General features: G+C 71.5%; 13 protein-coding genes. 4 read left to right on the top strand and 9 right to left on the bottom strand.

From position 1 onward, the window contains the following. Positions 1-22: 22 nt before the first annotated feature. On the bottom strand, positions 23-1,873 hold the full coding sequence (locus ACIBI5_RS12795) for a peptidoglycan D,D-transpeptidase FtsI family protein (protein ID WP_397246162.1): 1,851 nt from the start codon (positions 1,871-1,873) through the stop codon (positions 23-25). A gap of 195 nt (positions 1,874-2,068) precedes the next feature. Here ACIBI5_RS12795 and ACIBI5_RS12790 point away from each other — a divergent pair, with 195 nt between their 5' ends. Continuing rightward, a complete protein-coding gene (locus ACIBI5_RS12790; protein WP_397246160.1) occupies positions 2,069-2,347 on the top strand; it encodes a hypothetical protein in 279 nt (92 codons plus the stop codon). A gap of 5 nt (positions 2,348-2,352) precedes the next feature. On the opposite strand, the gene ACIBI5_RS12785 is transcribed toward ACIBI5_RS12790, so the two are convergent. The 3 genes from ACIBI5_RS12785 to mraZ form a co-directional block, all read right to left on the bottom strand. Further along, positions 2,353-3,228, bottom strand: a complete 876-nt coding sequence (locus ACIBI5_RS12785; protein WP_397246157.1) for a hypothetical protein — start codon at positions 3,226-3,228, stop codon at positions 2,353-2,355. After that, entirely contained in the window at positions 3,212-4,171 is a 960-nt protein-coding gene (gene rsmH, locus ACIBI5_RS12780; RefSeq protein ID WP_397246779.1) for a 16S rRNA (cytosine(1402)-N(4))-methyltransferase RsmH, read from the bottom strand. Before rsmH ends, ACIBI5_RS12785 begins: the two co-directional genes overlap by 17 nt. A gap of 214 nt (positions 4,172-4,385) precedes the next feature. Next, positions 4,386-4,817: a division/cell wall cluster transcriptional repressor MraZ gene (mraZ, locus tag ACIBI5_RS12775; RefSeq protein WP_184960700.1), complete on the bottom strand. Its 432-nt coding sequence runs from the start codon at positions 4,815-4,817 to the stop codon at positions 4,386-4,388. Positions 4,818-5,237: 420 nt separating this feature from the next. On the opposite strand from mraZ, the gene ACIBI5_RS12770 reads away from it, so the two are divergent. From ACIBI5_RS12770 to ACIBI5_RS12760, 3 genes are read left to right on the top strand one after another with little or no spacing between them, the layout of a single operon-like run. Beyond that, positions 5,238-6,287 (top strand): AAA family ATPase, encoded by a 1,050-nt coding sequence (locus ACIBI5_RS12770; protein ID WP_376773467.1) that lies wholly within the window; start codon positions 5,238-5,240, stop codon positions 6,285-6,287. Continuing rightward, positions 6,284-7,543, top strand: coding sequence for a DUF58 domain-containing protein (locus ACIBI5_RS12765; protein WP_397246155.1), 1,260 nt, complete (start codon positions 6,284-6,286; stop codon positions 7,541-7,543). Before ACIBI5_RS12770 ends, ACIBI5_RS12765 begins: the two co-directional genes overlap by 4 nt. Continuing rightward, the gene (locus ACIBI5_RS12760) at positions 7,540-9,960 is read left to right on the top strand and encodes a DUF3488 and DUF4129 domain-containing transglutaminase family protein (RefSeq protein WP_397246153.1); all 2,421 of its coding nucleotides are present in this window, start codon (positions 7,540-7,542) and stop codon (positions 9,958-9,960) included. The genes ACIBI5_RS12765 and ACIBI5_RS12760 overlap by 4 nt, the downstream gene beginning before the upstream one ends. A gap of 201 nt (positions 9,961-10,161) precedes the next feature. On the opposite strand, the gene ACIBI5_RS12755 is transcribed toward ACIBI5_RS12760, so the two are convergent. The 5 genes from ACIBI5_RS12755 to ACIBI5_RS12735 all read right to left on the bottom strand — a co-directional run bounded on the left by ACIBI5_RS12755 (position 10,162) and on the right by ACIBI5_RS12735 (position 13,762). Then, positions 10,162-10,560 carry a DUF3040 domain-containing protein gene (locus tag ACIBI5_RS12755; protein ID WP_397101563.1) on the bottom strand — a complete coding sequence of 133 codons (399 nt, stop codon included), beginning with the start codon at positions 10,558-10,560 and terminating at the stop codon, positions 10,162-10,164. A 183-nt stretch (positions 10,561-10,743) separates the two neighbouring features. Further along, on the bottom strand, positions 10,744-11,985 hold the full coding sequence (dinB, locus tag ACIBI5_RS12750) for a DNA polymerase IV (protein ID WP_397246151.1): 1,242 nt from the start codon (positions 11,983-11,985) through the stop codon (positions 10,744-10,746). Between the two features lie 26 nt (positions 11,986-12,011). After that, positions 12,012-12,731, bottom strand: a complete 720-nt coding sequence (locus tag ACIBI5_RS12745) for a methyltransferase domain-containing protein (protein ID WP_397246149.1) — start codon at positions 12,729-12,731, stop codon at positions 12,012-12,014. Between the two features lie 45 nt (positions 12,732-12,776). Further along, the gene (locus ACIBI5_RS12740; RefSeq protein WP_397246147.1) at positions 12,777-13,406 is read right to left on the bottom strand and encodes a C39 family peptidase; all 630 of its coding nucleotides are present in this window, start codon (positions 13,404-13,406) and stop codon (positions 12,777-12,779) included. 20 nt (positions 13,407-13,426) lie between these two features. Further along, positions 13,427-13,762, bottom strand: coding sequence for an MmcQ/YjbR family DNA-binding protein (locus ACIBI5_RS12735; protein WP_397246145.1), 336 nt, complete (start codon positions 13,760-13,762; stop codon positions 13,427-13,429). Between the last annotated feature and the right edge of the window lie 8 nt (positions 13,763-13,770).

Raw genomic sequence — 13,770 nt, 5'->3', positions numbered from 1 at the left:
GGCGAGAGCGTACCTTCCCCGGTCACTGTCCGGCGCTCAACCGCACCGGAGGCGCGGTCGAGCTTGTGGGCGGAATCTTCCTGCTCTTGATGGCGAACGTCATCACCTGCTTGAACACGGGGGCCGCGAGCTGCCCGCCGAAGTGGCCCTTCTGCGGGTTCTGCAGCACCGACAGGACCACCAGGCGGGGCGCGTCGGCGGGCGCGAAGCCCACGAAGGATGCGGTGTAGCCGTCGTAACGGCCCAGCTTCGGATCGTAGCGGTTCGCGGTACCGGTCTTGCCGGCCACGCGGTATCCGGGGATGGCCGCCAGGCCGCCGGTGCCCTCCTCGCTCGCCGCGCTCTCCAGCATCGCGGTGATCTCCGTGGCCGTCCGCTCGCTGACCACCCTGGTCTGCTTGCCGGCGCCGGCCGCTGTGAACCTGCCGTCCTCGCCGGTGGTGCCGGCGACGATCTGCGGAGGCACCCTGACGCCGCCGTTGGCGATCGTCTGGTACACGCTGGCCATCTGCAGCGCCGTGACCGAGACGCCCTGGCCGTAGGCGATCGTGCAGCTCTGGCTGCCCGACCAGGTCTTGTAGTCGGGCAGCAGTCCGGCCTCCTCGCCCGGCACGCCGCCGCCCGGCTTGGCGCCGAACCCGAAGGACTTCAGCATGCCGTGCAGCCGCTGCGAGCCCACCTTGCGGGCGGCCATGATCGTGGCGACGTTGCTGGACTTGGCGATCGCCGTCTGGAACGTCATCGTCTCCGTCGGGTGCGGCTCGGCGTCGCGCAGCGTGCGGTCGTAGCAGCGGATGTTGTCCTTGACGCGGAAGCTCGTCGTCGGCCTGACCGCGCCGCTCTCCAGCGCCGCCGCCGCGGTGATCACCTTGTTGGTGCTGCCCGGCTCGAACACGTCGGCCGCCGCCCGGTTGATGTAGTTCTCCTGGGGGGCCTGACGCCAGTTGTTCAGGTCGAGCTCGGGGGCGTTGGCCATGGCGACGATCTGCGCGGTCTTCACGTCCATGACGATGACCGTGCCGCTCTCCGCGCCCACCGCCTGCACCTGCTCGGCGATCGACTTCTGGGCCGCCCACTGGATGTCGCGGTCGATCGTCAGCCGCACGTCGCTGCCCTCCAGGGGCGCCTGGCGCTGGCTGTGCGTCATCGGGATGCGCTGGCCGTCACGGCCCTGCTCCACCCGCTGCTTGCCGTCGCGGCCGGCCAGGAGCGAGTTCTTGGCCTCCTCCAGACCGCCCAGGCCGGTGCCGTCCACGCCCACGAAGCCCACCAGCGTGCCGGCCAGGTCGCCGGCCGGGTAGATGCGCTTGTACTGCTTCTTCGCGGTCAACGCCGGGATCTGCGCCTTGAGCAGGCGACTGGCCACGACCGGGTCGACGTCCTTGGCCAGGAGCTGGTACCGGGTGGTGTCCTTGGCGAGCTTGCCGGCGATCTCCTGCTGCGACTTGCCGAGCTCGGCCGCCAGGACGTTGGCCACCTTGGCGCGTACGCTCGGATGCACCTTCGACGGGTCGATCGCCACCTCGCGGGCCTCGACGGTCATGGCCAGGGCGTGGCCGTTGACGTCGGTGATCGAGCCGCGCTTGGCCGGGATGACCTCGGTGATCATGCGCTGGCCCACGGCCTTGGCCTCGTAGATCTTGGAGTCGAGCCCCTGCATCTGGATCAGGCGGCCGGCGAAGATCGACAGGATGAACGTCATGACGATCATGCCGATGTTGATGCGGCGGCGCGGGTTGCCCAGCCTGAGCACCAGCGGCGGCCTGGGCGGGCGCGGCGGAATCGGTGGCCTGCGCGGCGGCACGCCGCCCCTGCGCGCGCCGCGCTCCGGGTCTCCGGGCCCGCGCGGCGCCCCGCCACGCGGTCGCGGCACCTCGCTCCTGGGCCGTCCTCCGTCGGCGCCGGGCCTGCCGGGCCGTGTCCGCGGGTCACGCGCCTCGCGCTCGTCCCGCCCGTCGGGCCTGGCCGGCCGCTGCCTGGACTCGCGCGCACCGTCCTGAGCGCCCCGCCGTTCGCGGGAAGCGCGCCCTTCTTGAGACGTGCGGCCCTCCTGAGACGCACGGCCTTCTTGAGACGTGCGGCCCCGCGGCTCCTGGGGCGAGCGCCCGCCCTCCTGGGAGGCGCGGCCGCGTGGACGCTCGTCCTGCTGCCCGTCGCCGGTCTCGGGGCGGCGGCGGTCGTCGGTGAAAGGCAGGTCGAACGGGTCGTCGCCCGGCGCCGGTCGCCCGGTCCTGCCGGTCCGCCCGGTGCCGCCCGTGCCCCGGGGCGTACGCCGAGCGGCGCCGGGCCCTCCTTGAGCGCCGGCGCCGCCTGGTCCGCGGCCGGGTCCCTGCCCTCGGCCGCCTGAGTCCCTCACCGGTTCGCGCCGCCCACCTTGCTGGAGTCCTCGCTGGCGGGAGTGATGACGTTGGGGTCCTTCCAGTCGGGCTGGAGGTGCTGCCGCTTGCCGGCCTCGGCGATCTCGCCCGGCTGCTTGCGGCGCTCGTTGTCCACCCCGAGCTGCTGGTTGCCGAGCTCGAGCTGGGCGATCTCGGACTTCAGGTTGCCCGCGCGGATGGAGTCCTGCGCCAGCACGGTGTTGAGCAGCAGCAGGCTGACCAGCCCGCCGCCGAGCAGCCCGAGCACCAGCACGATGAACGGACCGCGCTGCCGCCGCGCCGGACCGCGCCGCGCGCTCGCCGGCCGCCGCGCCCCCTGGGGCCGCACCGGCCGCCCGCCGCGCGTCCGCGGAGCGACGCCGGGCTCACCCTCGGCCTGGGGCGAACCGGCGGACCGCCCGTCGCGAAGCTCGTCACCCTGACGCGTCCGCAGCGCACCGGCACGCTCGTCGGCCATCTCCTCCGCACGCCGCGCACTGACATGCTCGCCACCGTCGGCACGCCGGGTCGTCACACGCTCCTCGCCGTCGGCACGCCGCGCGCCGACACGCTCGGCGCCGCGCGTCGAGGCGCGGTCGTCGGTGTCCTCGGCGCGGCGGGCGCGGCCGGTCGGGCCGCGGCGGGCGCGGGTGGTGGCGGTGCGCTCGTCGCGGGGCTCGCCCTGGCGGGGCCGTACCGAGCCGGTGCGCTCGTCGCGGGCCTCGTCGGCGTGGTCAGGGGTGGAGGCGGCGGGACGCGGGGGCGGGACGGGCTTGTTCGCCGAACCGGACCTGCCGGCGCCACTCTTCGGCGTGCCGGCGCCGCGTGCGGGCGCGCTCCTCCTGATCTCCTGCTCAGTCCTCGTCGTCAACACGGATCCTCTCTGCCGCCCTCAGCCGGGCCGATGTCGCCCGCGGGTTGCGGGTGACCTCTTCTTCACTTGGGAGCTCCGCTCCCCTCGTCAGCAGGCGGAACCTCGGCTGGTGTGCCGGGAGCGGGACGGGCAGCCCGTGCGGGCTGGTGTCCCTGGTTCGCGCCGTGAGGACCTGCTTGGCCAGCCGGTCCTCCAGGGAGTGGTAGGCGAGCACGACGACTCGCCCACCCAGCACCAGCGCGTCGAGGGCGGCGGGCAGCGCCGCCTCCAGGGCGGCGAGTTCCGCGTTCACCTCGATGCGCAGCGCTTGAAAAGTCCTCTTGGCGGGGTTTCCCCCTGTGCGCCGGGTCGCGGCAGGAATCGCCTCTCGGACGATGTCGGCAAGCCGCTTAGTCGACGTTATGGCCTCCTTGGCCCTTTCCTTGATAATTAGGCCCGCGACACGCGGTGCGAACCGTTCCTCTCCGTAATCACGAAGGATGCGCGTTAGCTCCCCAGCCGAGTAGGTATTGACCACCTTCTCCGCCGTGAGGTCCTGGCTCGTGTCCATCCGCATGTCGAGCGGAGCGTCGTAGGAATAGGCGAACCCGCGCTCGGCCTCGTCGAGCTGAGGCGAGGAGACGCCCAGGTCGAACAGCACTCCGTCGACCTTCTCACGGCCCAGCCGCGCGAGCACGGAGGCCAGCTCGTCCGACGTCGCGTGGACGAGCGAGGTCCGCTCGGCGTACGGCACGAGCCGCCGCGTGGAGAACTCGATCGCGAACGGGTCGCGGTCGATCCCGATCACGTGCAGTGAAGGGTGGGCGGCGAGCAGGGCTTCCGTATGGCCACCGAGGCCGAGGTTGGCGTCGACGACGACTGGGCGCGCACCGGTCAGCGCCGGCGCCAGCAACTCCAGAACGCGCTCGAGCATCACCGGAACGTGAGCGCTCTCTGCCATCTCTCCAACCCCCCTCTCGCGTCCTTGCTCGCGGATGACGCGACGGCCGATCCTTCCAAAGGTCCCCACCCGGTGCCCGTCCGGCCAGGTCCCCATCCGCATCCTCTTCGAGATACCGGTACATCTGACACCGGGGAAGGTGCATCAGCTGCCGGACAGTGGTTGCGGGTGGAGACCTCGCCGAACGACCACACCGTCGAATCGACCGTGACGATTACAGAATCCCTGGCAGCACCTCCTCCGAGAGATCGGCGAAGGCCTGCTCCTGTGCGTTGAGATAGGTCTCCCAGGCCTGCGCGTCCCAGATCTCCAGGCGGGTGTTGGCCCCGATGACCACGCAGTCACGTTCCAGGCCCGCGTACGTGCGCAGGCCCTGCGGGATCGTGATGCGTCCCTGCTTGTCCGGAGTCTCGTCGGACGCACTGGCGAAGAAGACACGGCTGTAGTCACGCACCGCCTTGGCGGTGACCGGGGCGGTGCTGAGAGCCTCGGTAATGCGCTGGAACTCCTCCACCGGAAAGACGTAGAGGCATCGCTCCTGGCCTTTGGTAATCACAAGACCCTCCGCCAGCTCCTCACGGTACTTAGCCGGCAGGAACAGCCGTCCCTTGTCGTCGAGACGCGGCTGATGGGTGCCGAGGAACATCGGCCCCACCTCCCGTGCCTCATGAAGCGCCTAGCGCTGGTGCACCGGCCCTCCACTGCGCACCACCATACTCCACTTCTCCCCACCGTCAACTGATTACAACCCAGGTCGCCGCCTATGCGTCTTGCAAAACCCCAGGTCAGAGCGATGGCGCTCGGTGGAGCGGGCTGGGCGGCCGGTCAACCCTCATGGGCGTGTCGAGAGTTGAAACGCCCCACGGAATAGGGCCTGGAGGGGCCCCGCGGGGGCAGTGGTGGAGGAAAGTGGAGCGCTTCGCGCCACCGACTGTCACGGGATTCGCACCGCGACGGGACAAGAACACGAAGGTTCCTTCGGACACTGATCGAACGCTCTCAGGGCTGGAGGAATACCGACAAATGTCGCTCAAGAACCCCCAGCGTCGTAGGGTCGGTACACACAATGGAAAAGGAATGGCATGGCTCCCGCCAAGGCACGCTCCAGCGGGACAGCCGTCGCACTTCTCATGGAGGCCTGGTGGCAGTAACCCATGACGTCCCTCAGCGGCTGGAAGAGCTCGTGTCCACCGCGCACCGTATTCGGCAGGCTATCGAGTCGGTGATCGAGGGCAAGAGCGACGCCGTCCGCCTCACCCTGACGGTGCTGCTCGCCGAGGGGCACCTGCTCATCGAGGACGTGCCCGGAGTCGGCAAGACCATGCTCGCCAAGGCCTTGGCGCGCTCCATCGACTGCCCGGTGCGCCGCGTGCAGTTCACGCCCGACCTGCTGCCCAGCGACATCACCGGCGTCAGCGCCTACAACCAGCAGACGCGCGAGTTCGAGTTCAAGCCGGGTCCCGTCTTCGCCAACATCGTGGTCGGCGACGAGATCAACCGCGCCTCCCCCAAGACGCAGAGCGCCCTCCTCGAGTGCATGGAGGAGCACCAGGTGACGGTCGACGGCGTGACGTACCACCTCGAGTCGCCCTTCATGGTCATCGCCACGCAGAACCCGATCGAGATGGAGGGCACCTACCCCCTCCCCGAGGCACAGCGCGACCGCTTCACCGCCCGCGTGGCGATGGGCTACCCGGAGCCGGCCGCCGAGCTGGAGATGCTCGACGTGCACGGCGGCACCCCTCCGCTGGACAAGCTGGAGCCCGTGGCCACCACCGCCGAGGTGCGGGCGCTGATCGAGGCCGTGCGCGGCGTGTACGTCTCGCAGCCGGTCAAGAAGTACGCCATCGACCTGGCGGTCGCCACCCGCCACTCGCCCGACCTGCGACTGGGCGCCTCCCCGCGCTCCACGCTGCAGCTCGTGCGCGCCGCCCGCGCCCACGCGGCCCTGTCCGGACGCGACTACGTCATCCCCGACGACCTCCAGGACCTGGCCGTGCCGGTCCTGGCCCACCGGCTGCTGCCCAGCGTCGAGGCGCAGGGCCAGCGCCGCCTGCCTGAGCAGGTCGTGGGCGATCTGGTCAGGAGGGTGCCCGTACCGGAGACACGGGCGTGAGAACGGGACTGCGCGCACTGACCGCGCGCGGCAGGTCGTTCCTCGCCGCGGGGCTGGCGGCGCTGCTCATGGCCCTGTTGCTCGGTGAACACGACCTGCTGCGCATCGGCGTGCTGGTGACGGCGCTGCCGCTGCTGGCCGCGATGGTGGTGGCGCGCACCCGGTACCGGCTCAGCTGCGCCCGCCGCCTGTCGCCCTCGCGGGCCGAGGTCGGCGGCGAGGCCACCGTGACGCTGCGGCTGGAGAACGTCACCCGGCTGCCCACCGGCCTGCTGCTGATCGAGGACACCGTCCCGTACGCCCTGGGTGTGCGCCCGCGCTTCGTCCTGGACCGGGTGGAGGCCAAGGGCATCAGGGAGATCGACTACCGGGTCCGCTCCGACCTGCGCGGCCGGTTCACCATCGGGCCGCTGTCGGTGCGCATCGCCGACCCGTTCGGGCTGGTGGAGCTGGCCCGCGCGTTCACCATCAGCGACACGCTCGTGGTGACGCCGCAGGTCGTGGCGCTGCCCCACGTACGCCTGTCGGGCGAGTGGACCGGCGGCGGCGACAGCCGTACCAGGAGTGTGGCCGCGGCGGGCGACGACGACGTGGCGCCGCGCGAGTACCGGCAGGGCGACGACCTGCGGCGCGTGCACTGGCGCTCCACCGCCCGCCACGGCGAGCTGATGGTGCGGCGCGAGGAGCAGCAGTGGCAGAGCCGCGGCGCGCTCCTGCTCGACACCCGGCGCTCCGCGCACCGCGGCGAGGGCCCGCGCTCGTCGTTCGAGGTGGCGGTCTCGGCCGCGGCCTCCATCGGCGTGCACCTGGCGCACGAGGGGCTCGGCCTGCGGCTGGTCACCGACCAGGGCGCCGAGCACCTGACCGACGGCGGGCTGAGCTGGTCGCTGCTCGACACGCTCGCGATGGTCCGCAACAGCCCGGCGCGCTCGCTGGAGATCGGCGTCTCGGCGCTGCGGCAGGGCAGCGGCGACGGCCTGGTCGTCGCCGTGCTCGGCGCCATGGACCCGGAGGAGGCCCGCGACCTGGCCAGGATCAGGCACAGCGGCATCACCGGCGTGGCCGTCCTGCTCGACGTCGACACCTGGGACGCCGCCCAGCCGAACACCTCGGAAAGCTACCTGGCCGTCCAGACCGTCCTCGCCGGGTACGGCTGGCGCACGGTCAGGCTCCCGGCCGGCACGTCCATCGCCTCGGTGTGGCAGGACGCCGCCAGCCGGGGCCGCTTCGCCGTCCATCCCGGAGGTGCGGCATGAGGCTGTCCGTCGCCGCGGCCGTCGCCACGTTCTGCGCGGCCATCCTGCTGCACCCGTTGTTCGAGGGCGGCGCCTGGTTCTGGGGCTCCCTGGGCGCGGTCCTGACCATCCTGGTCGCCAGCGCGATCAGCGGCCGGCTTTCGCTGCCCACGTGGGCGGCGGCGCTGGTCAGCCTGGCCGCGCTCGGCGTCTACCTGACCGCCTCGTTCGCCGGTGACAAGGCGTGGGCGCTGCTCGTGCCCACGAAGGGCTCGGCGGCCGAGCTGCTGAAGCTGCTGGCCACCGGCTGGGACGACATCCAGCGCTTCGCCGCGCCGGTGCCCGGCGACAACCCGGGGATCGCGCTGCTGACCACGGGCGGCGTGGGGATCATCGCGATCGCGGTGGACCTGCTGGCCGCCCGGATGCGGCGGGCGGCGCTGGCCGGGCTGCCGATGCTGGCGCTGGCGACCGTTCCCGCGACGATCCTGCTGGAGCCAATCGCCTGGTGGGCGTTCATCATCGCCGCGCTCGGCTTCACCGGCCTGCTGATCGCCGACGGCCGCGAGCGGGTCGGGCACTGGGGCCGGGCCGTCCTGGTACGCAGGACCCGCGCGGCCACCACTCCGTCGCCGGGCGAGAGCGCGGACACGCGGGGGCTGCGACTGTCCGGCAAGCGGATCGGGTTCGCCGCGATCGCGATCGCCGTGGTGGTGCCGGCGTTCCTGCCGCCGCTGGAGCCGGTGTCGTTCTTCAGCTTCGGCGTGGGCGGCCAGGGCACCGGCGGCAAGGGGAACATGATCCAGATCCCCAACCCGGTCACGAACATGAAGGGCCAGCTGACGCTTCCGGAGAAGCGGACCGTGCTGACCTATACCAACAACGACGACGTGCCGCGTTATCTGCGGATCTACTCGCTGGACGTCTTCGACGGCGATCAGTTCGGCCTGACCAAGCCGAAGGGCGCGCCGGAGAACCGCACCGACGCCGGCCCGCTGCCGCCTCCTCCTGGGCTGGGCGGCGGCGTCGAGACCGTGAACGCGGTGACCGACATCAAGATCAGCGAAGAGGTCGAGAACCTGGCGTTCCTGCCGCTGCCGTACCCGCCGCGCGAGGTGCGGGCGGACGGGGACTGGCGGGCGGACGTGAGCACGCTCATGGTCTTCTCCACCCGCGACAGCGCCTCCGGCCTGGAGTACCAGGTGGCGACGAGCGAGCCGCGGCCGACGCCCGACCAGTTGCGCGCGCTCCAGCGCCCGCAGCAGCCCAACGTCGAGGCGCGCTACCTGCGGCTGCCGGAAGACTTCCCCTCCGACCTGCGCGACCTGGCCTACGAGCAGACCAAGGGCGCCGAGACGCAGTACGACGCGGCGCTGAAGCTGCAGGAGTTCTTCACCAAGACCGGCAACTTCACCTACGACCTGCGCACGCAGGGCAGCAGCACCTCGGCGCTGCGCGACTTCCTGCTGAGCAGCAAGGTCGGGTACTGCGAGCAGTTCGCCAGCGCGATGGCGGTGCTCGCCAGGGCGATCGGCATCCCCGCCCGGGTCGCGATCGGCTACACCGGCGGCGACAAGACCGGCGACCAGTGGACGGTCGGCACCGACGACTCCCACTCCTGGCCGGAGCTCTACTTCGAGGGCGTCGGCTGGCTGCCGTTCGAGCCGACCCCGGCGGGTTCCGCCGGTCAGGGCAGCGCGCGGGTCCCGGAGTACGCCCGCCCGCAGCCGACTCCGGCCGCGACCTCCTCCAGCCCGACGCCCGGCTCCACCGCCCAGGGCGAGGAACTGCCGCCCGGTCAGCAGCCCGGCCGCAACCCGCGCGAAATCGACGACCGCGAGGCCAGGCTCGGCGGCAACGGCCTGCCGGCGGAGGAGCCGACGCCGCTGATCGCCAAGATCGGCATCGGGGTCGCGATCCTGCTGCTGATCCTGCTCATCCCGGCGGCGATCCGGCAGATCACCCGCAGCCGCCGGGTGCGCGCGCTCGGCTGGAAGGTCTCCGCGCCCTCCGACGAGCTCACCGCGCGCGTGATCGCAGGCAGCCATCCGTCGGTGGCCGCCGCGTGGGCGGAGCTGGACGACATCCTGTACGACTACGGCATGGCCCGCGAGCCCAGCGAGACGCCACGGGCGCTGGCCCGGCGGCTGACGCAGCGCTACGAGTTCGACGCCGAGTCGGCGGCGGCCATGACCTCGATCGCCGCGACGGTCGAGCGGGTGCTGTTCGCGCGCGACCCCGGCGTGGTCGGGCCGATGGGCAAGGACCTGCGCAAGGTACGGCGGGCCCTGGCGTCCACGCTCTCGCGGGGACGGCGGATCAGGGCGGCGCTGCTGCCCCCGTCGACGCTGCGCAGGCTGCGGTCCATGGGCGAGGGCGTGCTGGACGGCTTCGACCGCCTGGAGAACCTCAGGTTCAGGAGAGGCGCGACCAGGTAGATCAGATGAAGGAAGGTGGCTTGCCCGGTTCTGGGCAGGCCACCTTCGTCTGTCGCCCTGGTCGGCTCGTCCCCGTCGGCCGGTCGAGGCCGGCCGTTTCGGCGGGGACCACGTCCGGCGTGAGAGGCGATCCCCCGATCGAGGCCAGCCCTCATCGGCGGGTGGCGGTGGGGCGGCACCGCCGTAACGGATGGAGAAAGGTCAGCGGTCGTCGTGACGACGCCGCCAGCGCTCCTCCATACGTTCCATGAACGTGCCACGGCTCTTCCTGGCTCCCTTGCCGCTGCCGGGCACCGGAGCGCCTTGGGCAGAGCCGGAGTCACCGAACCCGTTCATACGTTTCCAGCTGGACAGACCCCACAGACACGCGGCGAGCATGACCACGAAACCGCCGACGCCGAGCGGGATCATCTGGATGACGACGCCAACCATCATGATGACGACGCCCAGAGCAAAGCCGATGGAGGCTTTGATCAGGCGACGCTTGTAATGGCTGCGCGGGTCACTGATCCTTACGGTGTTGGCCCACTTCGGGTCCTCGGCGTAGAGGGCCTGCTCGATCTGGTCGAGCAAGCGCTGCTCGTGCTCAGAGAGCGGCACGGCGCCTCCCAAGGACGGCCCCAGGACGGGGAAGACGGCAACGGACGACACGGGGTGTCCGAACCTCGCGGTCGGTTATCCCCAGAATACGAGCCTGTAGACGTAGGCGAAAGGAAACGTCCAACGCAGACCAAACCGGAGGTGACGTCATACCTCCATTTTGGGCTATTCGCGACATGGGCGTCATGCCTCCATTTCATCAAGTCTGCCCCGAACAAGCGAAGCCGGGAGTACCGCATCCGGCCCGAAGCGCCGGATCGCCTTGTCCATCGCCTGTTCGGCCTCGCGCCAGCCGGTCTCCCGCGCACCCAGGCTGAGCTGGCGAGAGGCCGCCTGCGCCGGCCCGAGGTTCTCCATCCGGACGCCCACCAGGCGCAGCCGCACGCGCTCCAGGCCCGCCGCGTCGAACAGGTCGCAGGCCGTGGCGTAAATCTCCTGGGCCACGTCGGTCGGCTCCCTGAGCGTGCGGGAGCGGCTGATCGTGGAGAAGTCGGCCCGGCGCAGCTTCACACTCACCGTCCTGCCCACGTGCCCGCTCTTACGCATCCTGGCGGCGACCTTCTCCGACAGGCGGAGCAGCTCACGCTTGATCATCTCGGGATCGTCCACATCTGTGGCGAATGTCTCTTCGTTGCCGATGCTCTTGTCGGGCGTGTGGACGGTCACGGCGCGCTCGTCGCGCCCCCAGGCCAGCGCCGCGAGGTGACCGCCCGCGGCGGGGCCCAGCTCGCGCTGGAGCGTCGCGGGCGGCACTCTGGCCAGATCGCCCACGGTACGGATGCCGAGGCGGACCAGGGCCTGCTCGGTGCGCTCCCCCACCCCCCACAGCGCCGAGACCGGCAGCGGGTGGAGGAAGTCGACGATCTCGTCGGCCGGCACCACCAGCAACCCGTTGGGCTTGCACTGTTTTGAGGCGAGCTTGGCGATGAACTTGCTCGCCGCCACGCCCACGGAGCAGGTGATGCCGTATCTTTCCCGAACCTGTTCCCGGATCAGCACCGCGATCTCCGCGGGCGAGCCCAGCCGGCGCCGCGCCCCGCCGACGTCGAGGAAGGCCTCGTCGGAGGCGATCGGCTCGACCAGCGGGGTGATCGAGTGGAAGATCTCCATGACGCCCTTGGAGACCTCGGAGTACTTCCCGTGGCCGGGCGGGATGATCACGGCCTGCGGGCACACGCGGCGCGCCCTGCTCATGGGCATCGCCGAGTGCACGCCGAACGCCCTGGCCTCATAGGTCGCGCTGAGCACCACGCCGCGACCCGCGGGCGAGCCCACGATGACCGGGCGGCCCCTGAGCTCGGGCCGCTCCAGCAGTTCGACGCTGGCGAAGAAGGCGTCCATGTCGACGTGGAGGATCGGGCAGCCGGTGTCGTCGGCCCCGGTGGTGGGAGCGGGGCCGATGCCGGTGATCTGCTTGCGTGCCACTCCGTGATTCTATCCGAACAGACGTTCTACGGCTTGTGGGCGAGGATGTGGACCTGGGCGGCGATCTCCCGCAGGACCGGATGGGCGGCGGCGGCCTGCTCCAGCGCCACCAGCGCCTCCACGGCCCCCGGCTCGCCGTCGACCAGCCTGCTGGGCACCAGGTCGGCGAAGACCCGCACCCCGAGCGCCGGCCCGACCGCGAGCCCGGTCACCGCCAGCAGCTCCGACAGCGCGGCGGGCGTGAAGCGGCGCGGCGTGGGGTCGCGATCGCCCCAGCGCCCCCGAGGATCGTCCAGTACGGCGAGCGCCTCGTCGAAATGGCCGGTGAGCGCCCGGTGCAGGGCGCTGGCGAGCGGGTTGGCGGCCAGCACGCTGACGGCTCCCCCGTGGCGCAGCAGCCCGGAGACGGCGGTCAGCGCGCTGATGGGGTCCTCGACGTACTCCAGGACGCTGTGGCACAGCACCAGGTCGGCGCTGTCCTTGGGCAGCAGCTCGCCGAGGTCGGCGGCGTCGCCCTGGATCGCCCTGACCCCGACGCCCTTCTCCTTGGCCCGCCGCTCCAGCGCGGCCAGCGAGTCGGGGCTGGGGTCGACGACCGTGACGTTGTGCCCGAGCTCGGCCAGCGGTACGGCGAAGCCGCCCGTGCCCCCTCCGGCGTCCACGATGTCGAGCACGCCGCGCCCGGCGGATCCGGCCCGTTCGGCCAGCACTGCCCGCAGAGCGTCCCAGACCACGGCAGTGCGCACCGGGCTCCTCGTCACGTGTTCCCCTCCCACTCGAGCCAGCCGGTGTCAGCCTACGCTCTCCGGCGGCACCCTGGTGTCCGGGGCGAGAACGCTGATGCCCCGCCCGGCGAAGAAGTCGCCGAAGCGGGCCAGCGGCAGCCTGGCCCGCCTGCTGTCCTCGGTGTGGCCGGAGGGGTTGTTGAAGAGCACCGTCCCGTCCGCGGCCCCGGTGACCAGGACCAGGTGCCCGCCCCGGCCGGGCGCGGGGCGCTCGGGGCGGCGGATCTCCGGGTGGACGGAGGCGATCACCATCCGGCCCGCGGCCAGCAGCTCTTCGAGCTCGCCCAGCTCCATCAGGGGGTGGACCTCGGCGGTGAGGCCGTGCTCGGCCCGCGCGTAGTCGGCGAAGGGGGCGTAGTAGAGGCCCTTGATGCCCTCGGGCTCCTCGCGGTAGCCGCCGTAGGCGCGGCAGCCGTACACGAGGTCGAGCAGGGGTGGCGCGTGGCCGTCGCGGTGGTGCAGGAGCATGCGCAGGCAGGCCATCCCGCACGCGTGGCGGCACCAGCGGGAGTACTCCTCGCGGGTGCGCGCGCCCGACCGCCGCCACAGCGGGTCCTCGCCCGGGTCGGCGCCGCCGTAGACGTAGGAGGCGATCCGGTCGGCGCTCATGAACTGCGTGAAGGCGGCTACCTGCATGAACGTTCAGGGTAGCGGGCTCAGGGGACGAGGGGTCGCAGCCTCTTGGGCGCGCGCAGCCGCCAGGCGTCGGTGAGCAGTTCGGCCATCTCCTGCTCCCCGACCACCGGCATGCGGACCAGGACGACGGCGTGACCGTCGTAGTGAGGCAGGGTGAAGAAGACGTCCGGGTCGGCGGCGATCAGCTCGTGCTTGTCCTCCTCCGCGGCCAGCGGCAGCGCCAGCACGTCGCCCTCCTCGCGGATACGGGCGAACCACCTGGCCTTCACGTAGAAGGCGGGCGTGCCGTACATGGGCTTCTCGCCGGTCTCCGGCAGGGCCAGGGCCAGCCGGCGGACGTCTTCCTCGGTCACCATAAACCGAT

The organism is Nonomuraea sp. NPDC050540 (assembly GCF_044457485.1).
GTDB lineage: Bacteria > Actinomycetota > Actinomycetes > Streptosporangiales > Streptosporangiaceae > Nonomuraea.
Note: the sequence above shows the minus strand (reverse complement) of the source record. Positions and strands in the feature narration are given on the sequence as shown.